The following is a 16,016-nucleotide window of genomic DNA, read 5'->3' on the forward strand; positions in this document are numbered from 1 at the left end:
ACTCAAGTTTCCACTTGATTGAATTTTATGAATTACAGCGTTGTAAAAACAGACTCCATCTTGATTTCAGGGCCTCAGTATCTGGTTTGAATTTAGAACATATTAGCTTTCTCCCTTCTAAGTTTCTATATCGAGTATCAAGAACTTTTGAATGAAGTTTAATCTCTAAAGTTTCAGGTTCAATACCTAAAAGGTCAAGATCAAATAAAGTATGTAAATCTGCACGTAGCAGAAGTCCATTCTCTGGGTGATTGTCCTCAGAACCTCGATAGGGTGAAATGTGAGCAGCTTCCACAACATCAAACAACTTACAGCCAGTAATCATGCACTTACCACCGTAACGTAAGCGCAAAGCTTGCCGAAATTTTGACTGCCCACGGCGTTCTCTGATTTGCCGCATTACCAGTTGGCGGCGATCACCTTCTATTCGAGAATACTCAGTGATATCTAGATCCTCAGTAATTTCGTCTTCCTTGGCATCATCAGCTTTGAGATAGTCTAAATCGCCGTTTTTATTCAGTAGTTTGGCAACAGACGGTGCTTTATCAAGTAAAGTTGCTTCAATTTGTTTGATATCTATTAACTGTATTGAAGATTGTTTATTATATTTTGGACAGGCTTTTCGTAGTGCCTGAATACTGACTGCTCTTTGTGCTGGCACAAAACTATCACCAAAATATGCAGTGAACTTCTTACGCTGCACAGTTTTACTCGTAGGTTTATCGAACTCATTAGTACATATCTTACAACGGTATTCAGGTTTCTTTGTTTCTCGTGAGTAGAAGTTAGTTTCCCCACAAAAAGGACAATTTAATTGTTCTTGTTCCTCTAAACGACTTTTAATTATTTCGATTCTTGCAAGACCAATTAGTTGCGTTTTATTGCGTAGTAAAACAAGAGCGCCTTCAGAAATATTACACGAGTTTGATACTCTATTTTGGTATTCATATTTTTCCGATATTTTGTCAGTATAACCACTATTGCCACTATAGTGTTGTTTTTCATCATCACCAAGTGCAAAAAGTAACCACACTTGTGGTGTGTTGTCATCTAAATTGAATTTATTCATTTGACAAATCTTTTCTAAGCCAGAAGTATTTTTATAATTCCCAATTACAACAGACTTGTAACCAGAGCGTGCAACTACGTAGAAAAAATGCCAAATTATTTATTAATCACCCACATTTAAGAATATCTTGCACTTCTGATTGTGTTGCAATTTGTTTCAGGGAATGCCTCAGAAGAACAAGACAAAACACCCATTACGAAACCTTGTAGAGACATAGCACTGCTACATCTCTTTTTCATCAGATGCCTATTAAGATTTGTATTTATCCCGCTAAAAGTGAAGGTTGCTACAAAGGTAATATTATTTACTAATTTGTTTCAGTTAAACTTAAATTTTCTGTGATATATTGATGTAATCAATGATACTTGTAATCTAAAACATATTAAAAATTAGTATTATGTCTAGTCAAGAACAAAATTCCAACAAAGCATTTAAGCAAACGCAGGCTAGCGTAACAAAGAAAAAGAAAGTACAACCTCCCCCAGACCTCAAAAAACCAAAGAAAACTGAATAAAAAGCATTATAGTTACTTGCAGAGACTTAATTGAATTTAAGTCTCTACAATTTTCATCAAAAATAAATCAGCTTATTTATTTTTCGCTTGAGTCTTTGCCTGTTCTAAAGCTATTTCTTTGATTGCCTGATATGAATTAACATTTGAATTACCTTCAATAGCTTTAACTGCCAAATCCTGAACTTGTTTTAGAGCGGATTCAAGTTGTTTAGAAAGATTTTCAATTCGCGTCTCTTGATTAGTAATAGTTTGTTCTAGAGATTGCAGTCTTTGTTCATAGAAACGCTTTTGTCCTTCCACTTCCTTAGAATATAAATCTGATTTTACTTTAGCTTGGTAGTGGGCGATGCCTTTGCCTTCTTCTGTAGCTTTTTTGATGGCTGCTTCTTTATCTTTCGGAAAAGCCTCTACCTTAGCTTTTAATTCTTCAAATTGTTTCTCTCTTTCAGAAATTGCTTTCTCTCGTTCAGCCCACTGCTTTTCTGTTTCTTGTAGTAATTCTTCTAATTGCTTATATAGCACTTTCTGCTCTTGCTCGTATTCGTCATTTTGCAATTGCCGCTGGAGTTCTAGGTTATACTTGTACTCTGAAGCATCGCGTTGCCGAGTTTTATTCAAATTTTCATTCCGTTCTTTTATTGCCCGTTGCTGTTCCTCTTGTTCTTTTCCCCAAGTATTTCTTTGCTCTAGTATTTCTTGGAATAACACTTCAGAACGTTGGCTATATTCTTCTTGATAAGCTTTAGTATTATCTTCATAGGCTTGGATGAGAGTATCCAAGATATCATCAGAAACTTCTAAATTATGCAGTTGTATTAATTGTTGTATTTCTTCTTCTAAAGTTTGCCTAATTTCTTCCAACTTAGAGGCTTTTGTGGTTAGCTGTTCCGATAATTCATTAGCAGCACTGCCAAAACCTAATTGAATTTTTGCCAAGCTTTCAATTGTATTGTTCATTTTTTGTTGGACACTAGAAAGCTGATTCATAGCTATTTTTTGTTCTAATTTAGGCTGTTCTTTAGTTCCAGACTGGCTTTCTTTGCCAACTTTATCAAGCTCTGATTTCAGTGCTGCTTTTTCTTTTGCCAACTCCTCATACGCCTGAAGAATTTCTACTTTAGTATTCTTATCAGTCGGTTTTTTCCCCACCACAACAAACCTCCTCTTCAGGAATTCAAAATGATTAAGATGCTACGAACTCACAACTATTTAGGGTTAGAACTACCAAAAGCCCTCATAGCTAAGTCTTGTGCTTGTTTTAATGCAGTTTGCAATTGAGCCGAAATCCCTTCTATTTGCTCAGATTGTTTCTTAATTGTTTCTTCCAGAGATTGAATTTTTTGTTCATAGCTCTGTTTGTTAGATTCCCATTCTCTTTCAAATAAATCAGCCTCGATTTTAGCTTTTTGGCTTGTTTCTTTAATTGCTTCTTCTCTAGCTTTCTTAACGGCTTCTTCAAGTTCGCTAGGAAATGTAGTTACCTTTTGTTCATAATCTGCAAAGAGTGGTTGGCGTTCAGCGAAGATTTTTTCTCGCTCTGCCCAATCTTTCCCTTTCTTTTGAGAATTTTCTTGTATTTCCCTTTGTTGTTGGCGCTTTATCCCTTCGTAGCTGTCTGTATTGAGTTTACGAGTAGTTTCTAACTTATACTGAAATTCTTCTTGTTCTTGCTGGCGAGATTTGGCTAATAAATCGTTATATTCTTGAAGTTTTTCTTCATACTCTGCTTGCTCTTTTTGCCATTCTTTCCGTCTGATTGTAATTTCTTTCTCTATTGCTTCCTTTTTGCTAATAGTATCTTGTTCGAGAATTTTTAATTTTTCTTGATGTTCTTGACTTAAAATGTCTAAAGTATCCGCTACAACTCTAATTTGTTGCAGTTCTTGTAGACGTTGGGTTTCAATTTCTATAGCTCGGTTCAATTCATCTAACTTGGAATTTTCCTGAGCTAGTTTTTCAGATAATCCGTTGAGAATACTGCCAAACTCTAATTGTAAATCAGCTAAACCTTTGACAATACTATCAACTGTATATGCAGAAGCTGCTTGCAGAATTTCTTGACTTTTTGCCTTTTCTGCTTCCTCTTGTTTGGTTGCTATTTTAGATTCAAGTTTTTTTCTTTGGATAATAATTTGTTGAAATGCTTGCATTAGTTGTTGTTTGCTGTCTTTGACTCCAACTGTAGTCATCTTCCAACTCCCTTCAATAGGCAAATGATTTATTGGGTAGCAAGCCATACCAATGACTACCCTATGCAGACATCAGAGTAGCCTTTTAATCAACATTTTTAACGCCGTGGAAATACTGAAATGATCCACATCTGACACTTAGTGGGTACGAATTTTCCACATATATGTCCTTCTGTTTTTCAGTTATAGTTTTCCCTTTGAGGTTTAATAGTATTTTTGTACTAGGATAAATATACCTAAACTAATCTCCTCTGTCAAGATAATCTTCATGCGATAATGTCTTTGGATCTTGTGAAGACAGAATCGAAAATTCAAAGTCCTTAATTAAAAAACTATTAGAAGCTTGCAGCCACAGTGATTTATGATTTAGGACACTGCAGTGGTGTATGTTACTTTTTGTAAAGAAAATCTAAAAGAATTAACCCTAGTAGAAGAGTGGTTGCAGTAAGGCGAGATAATAGACTTAATCATCCTAATTGATACAAGCACAGTCATAGACTTTTGTGATATCAATGTATACCAGTGAATCGACCAAATACTCTGCTAGAACGGACATTGGACAAACCAGCCGTATTCTAGTAGTAGAAGATGAAGAATTAATCCAGGAAATGCTAGCTGTAGCTCTGGAAGAAGAGGGTTACGGGGTGATAACTGCCCCTGATGGGCGGTCTGCTATAGAGTATCTCAAAAGTTTTGAAACCAATTCGGGGGAACTTCCCTTCGATTTGGTCATTCTTGATTTGATGCTGCCGCAAATCAATGGGCTAGATATTTGCCGTTTGCTGCGTCATCAAGGCAACCCAGTACCTATTTTAATGCTCAGTGCTAAGGGTAGTGAAACTGACCGTGTTTTGGGGTTAGAGGTGGGTGCAGATGACTACCTGACTAAACCCTTTAGTATGCGCGAGTTAGTGGCTCGTTGTCGCGCTTTACTCCGCCGCCAACGCCTAAGTAATTTACCACCAATACCAGTATTAAAATTTAAGGATGTCTCCTTAAATCCCCAAGAATGTCGCGTGCTAGTCCGCGGTCAAGAAGTGAATCTTTCTCCCAAAGAGTTCCGCTTGCTGGAATTGTTTATGAGTTACGCCCGCCGGGTATGGTCACGGGAGCAATTGCTCGATCAGGTTTGGGGGCCGGATTTCGTGGGCGATAGTAAAACCGTAGACGTTCACATTCGGTGGTTGCGCGAAAAATTAGAGCAAGACCCCAGTCATCCCGAATATATTGTGACTGTAAGAGGTTTTGGCTATAGGTTTGGATAATTAGTTGGGATAGTTGTTAGTTTTTAGTAGTCACCAAGAAACTAACAACTCAAATGCTTTTATTGGGATTTTTTCTGGGTTTAGCGGTAGGCATTGGGTTTTCGATTTGGCAGCAGGTTCAACTTAACCGCTACCTGGGGCGCTTACTCCGACCGTTAACTTTGCGTTCTGACAAGATGGGACTGCTGTTGATTCCTGGGTTGCGGCAAGAAATAGCGATGGTGAAACAGCAGCGGCAAGATTTGCAGCAGTCGTTGCAAACTTATCAAGACCTGCTAGATTTTGCACCAGTGGGATATTTGCAAGTGGATGAGGAAAATCAACTGCTGTGGTGTAATAGACAGGCGCAGGAAATTTTGTATCTGCAAAGGTGGCAACCAGAACAGGTGCGCTTGTTATTGGAGTTGGTCAGGTCTTATGAACTCGACCATTTAATTGAGCAAACTCGCGATCGCCAAAAGCCACAGACGGGAGAATGGATATTTCATCCATCTTGTGATGATGCGGCAGAGATGGCAACAATCAAATCTCTGGCTTTGCGGGCTTCTAGCTTGCCTTTACCCAATGGACAAGTGGGAGTATTTTTAGAAAATCGTCAACCCCTATTAGATATAAATCAGGTACGCGATCGCTATTTTTCCGATCTTGCACACGAACTCAGAACACCGCTAACTTCGATTCGCTTGGTTGTAGAAACTTTACAAAATCGGTTGGAACCACCTTTGAATCGCTGGGTTAACCGCCTCATGCAAGAAGTTGACCGACTAATTAACTTAGTGCAAAGCTGGTTAGACCTTACCCAAATGGAAGCAAACCCAAATATGCAATTGCAAGCCAAAGCTGTAGAATTGCGATCGCTCATTACATCTGTTTGGGAAACTCTAGAACCCTTGGCACAGCGCCAACATCTGTCTTTTTCTTATTCTGGCCCCGAAAATCTTTGGATTAAGGCAGATAAAGCCCGGATTTACCAGGTTTTTCTGAATTTGCTAGACAACAGCATTAAGTACAGTCCTCCTTGCACAAGCATTTACATTGAAGCGAAAATCTTATCAACAAAGGATAACGATCCTGTTTCCTCAATCTTGGAAATAAATCTTATTGATTCTGGAGTCGGCTTTTCTGAAGCAGATTTACCCCACGTTTTTGAGCGATTTTATCGAGGAGATAAAGCGCGAACTCATTCCCCCCAAGATAGTAACTCCATAGGAGCGATCGTTGGCAATGGATTAGGTTTAGCGATCGTTGAGCAAATTTTAATTGCCCACGGTGGTTCAATCAAAGCGATGAACCATCCAGAAACTGGTGGTGCGTGGATGCAACTTCAATTTCCTGAAGTTATGGCAAACTCCCTAAGCCAAGACTATAGTTAGTAATATCTTCACCTTTGAGACAACAAGTGTGAAAGCCGTCGATAATACTCCCAATCCTCAAAGACCACAACTCGCACGCGCCATTAGGCGCTTAGAACGGGATGTATTACGCATGGGTGCCTTGGTAGAACAATCATTTCGCCTCAGCCACCAAGCGTTATTTGCTCGTAACTTAACAGCAGCTGAGGAACTCCCTAGATTAGATAAAAAAATCGATCGCTTTTATAGACAAATCGAATCAGATTGTACGGCGATTATGACGCTACAAGCGCCTACGGCTCCCGATTTGCGCTGCTTGAGTGCCTTTATGCAGCTGGTGCGAGATTTAGAGCGCATTGGCGATTATGCTGAGGATTTAGCTGAAATTGCGATTAAAATTTTCCCCTACGCGCCTCATACGTCAATGCCCGACATTGAAGCTATGTCTCTTCACGCGCAGGCGATGCTAGCAACAAGCTTAAAGGCTTTGGGAGATTTCGATGAAGCCAGTGGACGCCGTTTAAAACATCTAGATGATACTGTAGACGATGCCTACGATCGCGTTTATCAGACTTTAGCCCAACAACGAGATGTGTCTGGTGTAGTCGAGCCAATTATACTGCTAGCACTGGCAATTCGTTGTCTGGAACGCATGGCAGATCACGCTACGAATATCGGTCAAAGGGTAGCATATATTGTCACCGGTCAACGCTCCTAATTGATATGCTGCCCAAATCCCCGACTTCTACCCTTCAGGTATCTGCAAGAAGTCGGGGATCTAAATCCAGCGAGTTAGTAAGCGTCATTCCACCCTACCATCTTCATAATTTTTGCGCCGACATACTTACTTCGTCTTCAGAAAATACCAAATAATTAAAAATAAGTTAATTCAATATTTTACTAAAAGCTTACCTATTCTTAAACTTACACAATTAAAGTAGCGGATAAACAACTGAAAATTTTGAGCCTATCTCGCTGATAGATACCTTAACCAAAAGTTGTTACTATCAGAAGATTTTTAGTTAGTCTCTAGCTCTGATTGAGAAGAATAGACTTTTCGATATATAGGTAAACTTTGATACAAATTATTAGAGTTTCTTAACCATTGTCAATAGCGAGATTCCCTGATAATTGTGTAATTACGGTTAATGATGTATTCCCCAAGTCCTACTTCAAATTCTTCTGCCGTGTCAAATGGTTCTGCTTTGGGCGAACAATTACCCCAACAGATATTTACCCGTCGAGAAGTAATTCCACCTTACAATGACGTAATTTGGCGAATTGAATATGGTGCAGTTCGTACCTTAACGTGGAGTGAAGATGGAACATTCATCACTCTCGGTTATTGGGGACTAGGGGATCTGATTGGCTATCCTTTGTCTAAGGTGAAACCCTACCAGATTGAATGTCTCACGGGCGTAGAAGTAAGCATTGTGCCACCTCATTTGTGGCATCAAGATATTAATGCTTTGTTGTCTCATATTCAACAAGCAGAGGATCTACTAAGCATTGTGCATCGAAAACCAATTTCGCTACGCTTATGGCAGTTTTTAGTCTGGTTAAGTGAAAAATTTGGCCGTGACATAGATAGGGGCAAGCTAATTGATTTAAATGTTACCCATCAGGATATTGCTGAAGTTTTAAATACTACGCGAGTAACTGTTACCCGACTCTTACAGCAGTTAGAAGAACAAGGAACAGTTTTACGTTACAAACGCCGCATTATCTTGCGATTACCAAATAAATTAATTAAGAACTATAGTTCAGCAGCTTGTTAAATGAATTGCTTGTAATAATCACAAGATAAAGGTATAATCGTCGCTGTGATTGTGTGTGAAATCCACGAAAGAAAAGTGTTTAAAGCATTTTATCATGACTGGATTATTTTAGGTGTGAGTGAAATTAAAAACATGACAAAACGATTCTGGAATCTTTTTAAGGTTAGTCCGGTTGTATTAGCTGCTACATTTTTCGTTGCTAATAGTGCCTTAGCAGGTGAAGTCAACGAACAGGTAACAAATGTTGGCCAGTTATCTGAAACTCAAGAGTCTAACGACATGAGTCAGGTAACATCAGTTTCTCAGTTTTCAGATGTGCAGCCTACAGATTGGGCGTTCCAAGCTTTACAATCTCTAGTTGAGCGCTACGGCTGTATTGCAGGTTATCCTAACAGTACCTATCGTGGGAACCGTGCTTTAACCCGTTATGAATTTGCCGCAGGTTTGAATGCCTGTTTAGATCGGGTTAACGAACTGATTGCTACAGCTACTGCCGATTTGGTCAGCAAACAAGATTTAGCTACTTTACAGCGCTTACAAGAAGAATATTCTGCTGAATTAGCAACTCTGCGCGGTCGCGTTGATGGACTAGAAGCCCGCACTTCTGAGTTAGAAGCTAATCAGTTCTCCACTACCACCAAGTTGGTTGGAGAAGCAATTTTCGCCGTGTCTGATGTTTTTGGTGACACTAGAGCAGTTCCTGGTGGTGCTCCTACTCAAGACTTGAATTATAACACCACTTTTTCTGACCGGGTGCGTTTGAACTTGTACAGCAGTTTCACTGGTACAGACCAGTTGCAAATCCGCTTGACTGCTAACAATACCATTTCTAATGTTGGTAGTGCTGCAACCGCTACTGGTACTGGTACTAACATGAGCCGCTTGTCTTTTGATGGAGATAACGGCAACTCGGTTGTGATTGATAAAATCAACTACGCTTTCAACTTTTCTGACGCGGTGCGTGTCAAAGTTGACGCTAGTGGTGGTGAATTATGGGAAAACGTAAACGCCTTCAACCCTGATTTTGCAAGCTCTGCTAGAGGTGCGCTCTCTCGCTATGGACGTTTTAGCCCGATTTACCGTCAAGGTCAAAATTCTGCTGCTTTGACTGTTACTTTAAATCCTAACAAAGCTATCAGTTTGACTGGTGCTTATTTAGCACCTTCAAGTGGTGCTGGTAATATCTTTGGTGCTAATAATCCCGGTCTTAATAATGGGCTGTTCGATGGTGATAACACCATCTTCGGTCAATTAACTTTCAAACCCAGCAAAGCCTTCAATATTGGTCTCACCTACGCCCGTAGTTACTTCGCTGGCAATGCAGCTAATAGTCTCTTCCAAGGAACAGGTAGCGCTTTTGCCAATAATCCCTTTGGGGCTGGTACTCGCACTGAATCCAATAACTACGGTATAGAAGCTACCTTCCAACTAGGCTCTACTTTGGCTATTAGTGGTTGGGGGGGTTATACAACTGCTGATGCTCTTACTGGTGCTAATGCGGGTACAGACGCGGATGTTTGGTACTGGGCTGGATCGCTTGCTTTGAAAGACTTTGGTGGAAAAGGCAATGTCTTAGGTGTGATCTTTGGTCAACCACCCAAAGTTACTGGTGGTAGCATCAAAACAGTTGCCGGCAATACTACCTTCGACGACAGTACTTCTTATCACTTAGAGGGTCTTTACAAGTACAATGTTTCCGATAATATTCAGGTAACACCTGGCTTGTTGGTAATCTTCAATCCAGAGCACAACGATGCTAACGATACTGAATATGTAGGTACTCTACGTACTACTTTCACCTTCTAAAATTGGTGATGAAATATAAATCTCAGAATTAGATAAACAAAACCCCACCTAAAAGTGGGGTTTTGTTTAGGAAGAAAATTAGCTATGTAGGATTATAATCTGGCTGATTAGATACATCTTTTGGTGGGCGATCGCTACTCCAAGCCCACCACACAGAACCACAGTGACAGTAATAGAACTCTTGCCATTTGCGACGACGGTCTTCTGTAAGAACAGGCGATCGCCTATTTAGCCAAACTTTCTCAGCTTCTAGGCTACTTGAGTGGCATTTAGGACAGCAAAAATCATAAGCGTGTATTGCCTTATTCGTCCATTCAGGTGGGAGGGTAGCAAAAGCGTCCATGTAGTTACAAATATAGTCTTAATGGCAAGCCAAAACTTTGAGGTTTGGAATTTGGCGGCAAAGGAATACTATAAAATCCCGCCATACTATCAAACTGCTGAATAAATATTCTTATAGCTCGATCTGAATTTATTCAAGACTGTGAGAGCATCTCATAAATCAAAGGTTAACATGAAAACTTTATTTTTTACACACCTAGTTACTATGCACATTATGGCTAATAATTAAATTTATGGAGCCAAATGTTGAAATTCGCCGTTTGTTAGATGTGATGCCTGCCTCTGGTCGGATGACGACAAAAATCGTCAGTAAGCCAGAGCAAGCAAAAGTAATTGACGCTTCCTTTCCCCAACCCTGGAACCAAGCGCGACCGATATATATTAATTTTGATTTGTGGCGTCGCCTGACAAAGCCGCAACGAGACTTGCTGTTGTTGCAGATGGTTAGCTGGTTGACGGGGGTAAAGTGGTTTAAACCCGACATTTATCAAGGTGTGGTGTTGGCTGGCCTGTTAGGCGGATTCTTAGAAGCAGCACAATCAGATGTAGTGGGCGTTGCTGTAGCTGGGGGATTAAGTGCGATCGCTGCTTTTCGGATCTGGCGCACTAATAAATCTCAAGAGTCAGAGTTAAATGCCGATGCAGCCGCAATTAAAATAGCACAGCGGCGTGGTTATTCAGAAGTTGAAGCAGCACAGCATCTATTATCAGCAATTGAAGCGGTAGCCAAAATTGAAGGGCGTTCCAGTTTGAATTTTACTGAGTTGATTCGTTGCCAAAACTTACGAGCGATCGCAGGTTTATCACCAGTGGGTATACCAGAAAGTTATAAGTAAAAATAAGTAATAATTCAGAAGTCAGAATCCATCTGGCTGAATAGTTAAAGAATCAGAATAATATCTGATGATATCGCATTTACAGCAATCTTGATGATACAACAAAATTGGATTCTGAACTAATAATGTTAAGCAATAAAATTAGCAAGTTTACTTCAAAATCACCTTTGAATTCTCCTTGGTTTATTATTCTTCTTTTTTCTTTTCTTGGTTTAATAGGTATCCTTAACCATTCTATGTGGCGAGATGAACTAAATCCCTGGCTGATTGTCAGAGATAGTGAATCGTTGGGGGATTTAATTGCAAATATTCATTATGAAGGTCATCCTGTTCTATGGTATTTTTCTTTGGCAATTCTGAGAAAAATAGTCTCCGATCCTATTATCATGCAAATTTTCCATTTGGCAATTACCGTTGTTTCAGTGACACTTTTTTGCCTATATAGCCCTTTTAACTATCAACAAAAATTTCTATTTTCGTTTGGGTTCTTTCCTTTTTACGAATATCTTTTAATTTCTCGAAACTATGCCTTTAGTATGTTATTTGTTTTTGCATTCTGTACAATTTTTGCATCTAGAAAAATAACTTATGCTTATTTGGCAATTTTATTGGGTTTACTAGCAAATAGTAGTGCTTATGGTTTACTAGTATCATTTTCTTTATTATTGACTTTGCTGGTTGAATTTTGTTTTGATAGCGAACATCGGCAGCACTATTTTAGTCAAACCAAAAAGTACGACTTATTTTTAAGTATTTTAATGATCGCATTATCTTTTATTTTATCCATTTATATTATTACTCCTCCGACAGATAGTTATCTTCACGGTGGGTTAAATAATGGTTGGCTAATAGAATTAGATATCCGTCATCTATTGAGAAGCGTCGGCAGAGTATTTGGTAGTTATTTATTAATTATTCCTACACATAAAAGATGGTTGGATTTAATTGTTTGTGCGACAATTGCTTTATTTATTGTAGTTTTAACTTTAATAAAATTATCTGAAAAGCCAGTTATTTTCTTTTTCTACATGATAGGCAATTGTATATTATTTGCCTTTACATACTTGAGATTTTTAGGGATGCCACGGCATTTTGGACATTTCTATTTAGTTTTAATAGCAGCTTTATGGCTGGGAAGTTATTATCAAAAGTCTCTAGTTTTACTTAATAAAATTTCTCTTGTTCCACGTTCAATTACATTTATTCATAAATGGCATTATCTGGCTTTTATGCTCATTCTTTATGTCCAGTTTGGGGGAGGATTTTATAGTTTTTCAAGAGATTTAGTTATACCATTTTCTGCTAGTCGCGAAACAGCCCAATATATTCACAAAGCTGGGTTAGATAATGAGTTTATTGTTGCCAGTCGAGATGCGAATATGGCTCCTTTATCTGGTTATCTCAATCGAAAGTTTTACTATCCAGAGATTGAAAAAATGGGAAGCTTTACTTTATTTAAAAAAGGTCGTCAAGAAGTGGAACAAGCTGAGGTATTAAGCCAGATTAATTCTCTACTTCAAAATCAAGATGAGCGAAAGAAAGTTTTGCTGATTTTAAATAAAAAATTGAATGTTAACCGCAGTGATTTGAAAATTGTTCCTATCAAAGATTTTCCGAGAGGCTGGGTGGATAACGAAAGATATTATCTTTATTGGATAGATGAAGTATAAGAATAATGCGCCACAGAACTTTGTAGTTTAATATGGTATAGACTTTTTTGTACTAGAGGATCGGAATTTACATTTGAATGTGTCGCCAAAACACCCCACAAATAACGCTTTTGCATCTTTTGACTAGCTTCCCACCGCTGATAACTAGCTTGGATGCGTGAGGCTAATCTACACTGGAATAAGAGAATGTGTGTTTAACTGACTTAGATATCAAAAACTGAGGAGTTTTGTCATACCTTCTCGGTGTTGCTTATGAGGTGATTACCTCGTGTGGTAAAACTTAACTTAAATTCTGTCAGTTACTAACGGAGTTGATGGGAATGAGTACCTTAATTTTTATTGGCTTGATAGTGGTTTACGGAGGCGGTGCTTGGAAGTTTTGGAAAGGGTTTGAACGGACTAATTTTAATCCAAGTTTGACTAATCGGATTGGTTTATCTTTGCTATGGCCAGCTTTGTTTATTACAAATCAGTCTTATCGTCGAAACTTTAGAAAGGCGTTGAAGGGCTAGGATTACTATTAAACCTAACGTCATCCGATCCTGACGGTGGTATATATCTCAAAGAAATCTAACCTACAACCTCGCTCCCCTACTAGGGAAGCGAGGTTAGGTTTGCTCCTTTTACGAAGGAGAGCAATTAGGGAGGGATAAGTTAGTTAACCGTTGGAAAATATTTTAGGTCGATGAATTTACGAATTATTTACCATTGGTTAATAGATGGATTGCTCCACCTACAGCTGCACCATCAATAGCATTGCCAAGGGTATCTCTTTTATCGCCAGTAATTACGCCTGTTACTGCGCTAGTCCCTGCACCGACTCCGACATCTTGAACAGCGTTCCGGTGACGGCGATTGCGAGTATTTCTCAGACCATTTGCACCGTTGACGGCTGCACCAGTGACACCACCCTTAACAGCATTCCCTAATACACTGCCATTTCCCCTAACAGCTCCGGTTACAACGTTGGTAACAGCCCCAATACCTGCATCTCTTAGTACTTGGTCATCAGCAGCAGCGGGTTTGGCGGGAACTAAGCTTACACCAGCTAAACTTGCAGCCATGAGGCTGGGTAAAAGTGCGCGTTTTAGGATTTTATTCATTGTGTTACCTTCTCAAAACATCAAACAATTTTCTAAAAACTTAAGTTACTAGAGTCTGATAAAATCTGAATTTTTTATCTAAACTACAGCAACTATTTATTGTTTGAGAACATATTTATTATTGCATTTGCAAAGTCATAACTGCATCTACTGAAAGCATGAATATAAATTCAGTCCACAGAAGGCCTTGCTGATTTATTAGGCAATGCTAGGGATTACATATTGACACAATTAACTAAATATGCAGTGTGTATTTTTTCGTGAATCGCAAGCTTTTTCTAATCAGAAATCGCGTAGTGTTTACCCTATCTATCCAAAGGTAGTTGTCAAAATAATTAAACTAATATCAATTCAATTAATGATTGCAATACATTCTTGGGTAAAGACGCGATGAATCGCGTCTCTACAAGATGGTCTATTTGTCGAACTTGCCAAGAAAATGTCAAGCAAAGGTAGAAAAACCGAGATTGGGTGGAATATCTTGAATTCGCCCCGGCCCGATCGCTCGTAATGCTTCTTTGAGTAAAATATCCCCAGTATACAAGGCACGTCCCACAATTACGCCAGTCACGCCTTGAGGTTCTAACGCCAACAAACTCAACAAGTCGGTGACAGAACTTACCCCACCAGAAGCAATTATCGGGATGGAAATTGCTGCTGCAAGTTCTCGCAAAGCTTCTAAATTTGGGCCTGTCAGTGTACCATCCCGGTGGATATCTGTGTAAATTATGGCGGCTGCGCCCAATTCTTGCATTTGTACAGCCAGTTGAGTTGCTAAAACTTCCGAGGTTTCTAACCAGCCGCGAGTTGCTACTTTGCCGTTACGGGCATCAATACCGATAATAATCTGTTCGGGAAATTCTTGACAGAGTTCTTGCACTAACTGGGGTTGTTCTACGGCAATGGTTCCGAGAATTGCCCATTGTATACCTAGATTAAATACTTGTTGTACGCTGTTGCGATCGCGCAATCCTCCACCAATTTCAATGGGTACTGACACTGCTTGAGCGATCGCTTCAATTGCCTCTAAGTTTACTATTTTACCTGCTTTGGCACCATCTAAATCAACTATATGCAATCTGGTAGCACCTCGATCTACCCACTGTTTGGCAACATCAGCAGGATTTTCGCTAAAAACTTGCGAGCGATCGTAGTCTCCCTGATACAGTCGCACACAGTGACCTTCTAGTAAATCAATCGCTGGAATTACGTCCATCTAACTCTTCCTCATTGCAATCCAAACACTATTTATCGCTGAATTTATTATTTTTCATTTTTCATTTGTAATTGCCTTACAGCTTGCCCAAAACCCAGCACAAGCAAGATGTTAGAAAGCGTCAAAAATAGTTCTGCACCACCGTGCAACCAATCCACATTGGCTAAAGACTCGCCATAATGCAATACAGCATAAATCCCCGCCGGGATAGTAATGGCAACAAAGACGAGAGTGCCGTAAAATCCATACAGCGCCAAACGCGGCATTTGCGGACTGCGGCTGATAAACCACAAGAAACCCAAATAGGGAAACAGTGAAAGTGCAAACAGGGTTTCTTTAGAAATCATTGCTCTGATTTGATAGGTTTTGGTTCAACAGTGTTAACAGATTTGGTAGAACGCCAAATCAAAAACGCCGCCGCCCAAAGCGTAAAATTACCAACTAAAGTCATGGTAGCTTGAAGCGTTACCATCCATTCCAAAGATTCGGCGTTGTCGAAATAATGCCAAGTACAAGCACACATAGCGCTGACTAAAGCTGGTAACATCGCCAGGGATAATCCCCACCAGCTGCGGTTATTAGTCAGTTCGCCGTAAATCCAGATTAACCAAATGGCGACAATCCACTCAATAACGCTAGAAACATGAATAATCCAGGTGGGAATCGAAAGGGTGTGCATAAGAAAGTTAGGAGTTGAGAGTTAAAGATTTGGAGTGGAGAGTAGCACTGTCAAGGTGATATGTAGCTTGAATTTTATATTTGTTTAAACAAACTTTTATAGGACTTACGCACACTTTACGAATTCTTGGCGTTCTTCTCTTCGAGACGCTTCTCTTTCAGAGACGCTAAAGCGAACGCGAAGGCGTCTTCTCTGCG

16 protein-coding genes are annotated in these 16,016 nt (G+C 39.4%); 8 read left to right on the forward strand and 8 right to left on the reverse strand.

Going from position 1 to position 16,016, the window contains the following annotated elements; all coding sequences use genetic code 11:
• Positions 1–25: 25 nt before the first annotated feature.
• The 3 genes from AC1F2U_RS14690 to AC1F2U_RS14700 form a co-directional block, all read right to left on the reverse strand.
• A complete protein-coding gene (locus AC1F2U_RS14690; protein WP_480261784.1) occupies positions 26–1,069 on the reverse strand; it encodes an HNH endonuclease in 1,044 nt (347 codons plus the stop codon).
• A 586-nt stretch (positions 1,070–1,655) separates the two neighbouring features.
• Complete coding sequence (locus AC1F2U_RS14695; protein WP_480261785.1) at positions 1,656–2,735, reverse strand: hypothetical protein; 1,080 nt, start codon at positions 2,733–2,735, stop codon at positions 1,656–1,658.
• Between the two features lie 53 nt (positions 2,736–2,788).
• A complete protein-coding gene (locus tag AC1F2U_RS14700; RefSeq protein ID WP_480261786.1) occupies positions 2,789–3,772 on the reverse strand; it encodes a hypothetical protein in 984 nt (327 codons plus the stop codon).
• A gap of 512 nt (positions 3,773–4,284) precedes the next feature.
• Between AC1F2U_RS14700 and AC1F2U_RS14705 the strand changes: the two genes are divergently transcribed.
• The 5 genes from AC1F2U_RS14705 to AC1F2U_RS14725 all read left to right on the forward strand — a co-directional run bounded on the left by AC1F2U_RS14705 (position 4,285) and on the right by AC1F2U_RS14725 (position 9,973).
• Positions 4,285–5,037 carry a response regulator transcription factor gene (locus AC1F2U_RS14705; protein WP_334900939.1) on the forward strand — a complete coding sequence of 251 codons (753 nt, stop codon included), beginning with the start codon at positions 4,285–4,287 and terminating at the stop codon, positions 5,035–5,037.
• Positions 5,038–5,090: 53 nt separating this feature from the next.
• Entirely contained in the window at positions 5,091–6,410 is a 1,320-nt protein-coding gene (locus tag AC1F2U_RS14710; protein WP_480261787.1) for a sensor histidine kinase, read from the forward strand.
• 28 nt (positions 6,411–6,438) lie between these two features.
• Entirely contained in the window at positions 6,439–7,107 is a 669-nt protein-coding gene (phoU, locus tag AC1F2U_RS14715; RefSeq protein ID WP_322672278.1) for a phosphate signaling complex protein PhoU, read from the forward strand.
• 430 nt (positions 7,108–7,537) lie between these two features.
• Positions 7,538–8,167 carry a Crp/Fnr family transcriptional regulator gene (locus AC1F2U_RS14720; RefSeq protein WP_480261788.1) on the forward strand — a complete coding sequence of 210 codons (630 nt, stop codon included), beginning with the start codon at positions 7,538–7,540 and terminating at the stop codon, positions 8,165–8,167.
• A gap of 132 nt (positions 8,168–8,299) precedes the next feature.
• A complete protein-coding gene (locus AC1F2U_RS14725) occupies positions 8,300–9,973 on the forward strand; it encodes an iron uptake porin (RefSeq protein WP_480261789.1) in 1,674 nt (557 codons plus the stop codon).
• Between the two features lie 82 nt (positions 9,974–10,055).
• On the opposite strand, the gene AC1F2U_RS14730 is transcribed toward AC1F2U_RS14725, so the two are convergent.
• Positions 10,056–10,316 (reverse strand): hypothetical protein, encoded by a 261-nt coding sequence (locus AC1F2U_RS14730; protein WP_334835477.1) that lies wholly within the window; start codon positions 10,314–10,316, stop codon positions 10,056–10,058.
• A 232-nt stretch (positions 10,317–10,548) separates the two neighbouring features.
• On the opposite strand from AC1F2U_RS14730, the gene AC1F2U_RS14735 reads away from it, so the two are divergent.
• The 3 genes from AC1F2U_RS14735 to AC1F2U_RS14745 all read left to right on the forward strand — a co-directional run bounded on the left by AC1F2U_RS14735 (position 10,549) and on the right by AC1F2U_RS14745 (position 13,333).
• Positions 10,549–11,151: a DUF3318 domain-containing protein gene (locus tag AC1F2U_RS14735; RefSeq protein ID WP_094349161.1), complete on the forward strand. Its 603-nt coding sequence runs from the start codon at positions 10,549–10,551 to the stop codon at positions 11,149–11,151.
• Positions 11,152–11,258: 107 nt separating this feature from the next.
• A complete protein-coding gene (locus tag AC1F2U_RS14740; protein ID WP_480261790.1) occupies positions 11,259–12,821 on the forward strand; it encodes a hypothetical protein in 1,563 nt (520 codons plus the stop codon).
• A gap of 320 nt (positions 12,822–13,141) precedes the next feature.
• Positions 13,142–13,333: a hypothetical protein gene (locus AC1F2U_RS14745; RefSeq protein ID WP_480261791.1), complete on the forward strand. Its 192-nt coding sequence runs from the start codon at positions 13,142–13,144 to the stop codon at positions 13,331–13,333.
• Positions 13,334–13,519: 186 nt separating this feature from the next.
• On the opposite strand, the gene AC1F2U_RS14750 is transcribed toward AC1F2U_RS14745, so the two are convergent.
• From AC1F2U_RS14750 to AC1F2U_RS14765, 4 genes are all read right to left on the reverse strand, one after another.
• Positions 13,520–13,924 (reverse strand): hypothetical protein, encoded by a 405-nt coding sequence (locus tag AC1F2U_RS14750; RefSeq protein WP_480261792.1) that lies wholly within the window; start codon positions 13,922–13,924, stop codon positions 13,520–13,522.
• A 442-nt stretch (positions 13,925–14,366) separates the two neighbouring features.
• Positions 14,367–15,140, reverse strand: coding sequence for a 1-(5-phosphoribosyl)-5-[(5-phosphoribosylamino)methylideneamino]imidazole-4-carboxamide isomerase (gene hisA, locus AC1F2U_RS14755; protein ID WP_334835488.1), 774 nt, complete (start codon positions 15,138–15,140; stop codon positions 14,367–14,369).
• Positions 15,141–15,187: 47 nt separating this feature from the next.
• On the reverse strand, positions 15,188–15,487 hold the full coding sequence (locus AC1F2U_RS14760; RefSeq protein WP_334900929.1) for a DUF3593 domain-containing protein: 300 nt from the start codon (positions 15,485–15,487) through the stop codon (positions 15,188–15,190).
• On the reverse strand, positions 15,484–15,819 hold the full coding sequence (locus AC1F2U_RS14765; RefSeq protein WP_099099641.1) for a DUF2499 domain-containing protein: 336 nt from the start codon (positions 15,817–15,819) through the stop codon (positions 15,484–15,486). Before AC1F2U_RS14765 ends, AC1F2U_RS14760 begins: the two co-directional genes overlap by 4 nt.
• Between the last annotated feature and the right edge of the window lie 197 nt (positions 15,820–16,016).

It is taken from the genome of Nostoc sp. LEGE 12454 (assembly GCF_056620565.1).

Excerpts from the sequence above, each read along its gene's own strand:
- AC1F2U_RS14690 (WP_480261784.1), bottom strand. The coding sequence starts at position 1,069 with ATGAATAAATTCAATTTAGATGACAACACACCACAAGTGTGGTTACTT.
- AC1F2U_RS14700 (WP_480261786.1), bottom strand. The coding sequence starts at position 3,772 with ATGACTACAGTTGGAGTCAAAGACAGCAAACAACAACTAATGCAAGCA.
- AC1F2U_RS14705 (WP_334900939.1), top strand. The coding sequence starts at position 4,285 with ATGTATACCAGTGAATCGACCAAATACTCTGCTAGAACGGACATTGGA.
- AC1F2U_RS14710 (WP_480261787.1), top strand. The coding sequence starts at position 5,091 with ATGCTTTTATTGGGATTTTTTCTGGGTTTAGCGGTAGGCATTGGGTTT.
- AC1F2U_RS14720 (WP_480261788.1), top strand. The coding sequence starts at position 7,538 with ATGATGTATTCCCCAAGTCCTACTTCAAATTCTTCTGCCGTGTCAAAT.
- AC1F2U_RS14725 (WP_480261789.1), top strand. The coding sequence starts at position 8,300 with ATGACAAAACGATTCTGGAATCTTTTTAAGGTTAGTCCGGTTGTATTA.
- AC1F2U_RS14730 (WP_334835477.1), bottom strand. The coding sequence starts at position 10,316 with ATGGACGCTTTTGCTACCCTCCCACCTGAATGGACGAATAAGGCAATA.
- AC1F2U_RS14735 (WP_094349161.1), top strand. The coding sequence starts at position 10,549 with ATGGAGCCAAATGTTGAAATTCGCCGTTTGTTAGATGTGATGCCTGCC.
- AC1F2U_RS14745 (WP_480261791.1), top strand. The coding sequence starts at position 13,142 with ATGAGTACCTTAATTTTTATTGGCTTGATAGTGGTTTACGGAGGCGGT.
- AC1F2U_RS14750 (WP_480261792.1), bottom strand. The coding sequence starts at position 13,924 with ATGAATAAAATCCTAAAACGCGCACTTTTACCCAGCCTCATGGCTGCA.
- hisA (WP_334835488.1), bottom strand. The coding sequence starts at position 15,140 with ATGGACGTAATTCCAGCGATTGATTTACTAGAAGGTCACTGTGTGCGA.
- AC1F2U_RS14760 (WP_334900929.1), bottom strand. The coding sequence starts at position 15,487 with ATGATTTCTAAAGAAACCCTGTTTGCACTTTCACTGTTTCCCTATTTG.
- AC1F2U_RS14765 (WP_099099641.1), bottom strand. The coding sequence starts at position 15,819 with ATGCACACCCTTTCGATTCCCACCTGGATTATTCATGTTTCTAGCGTT.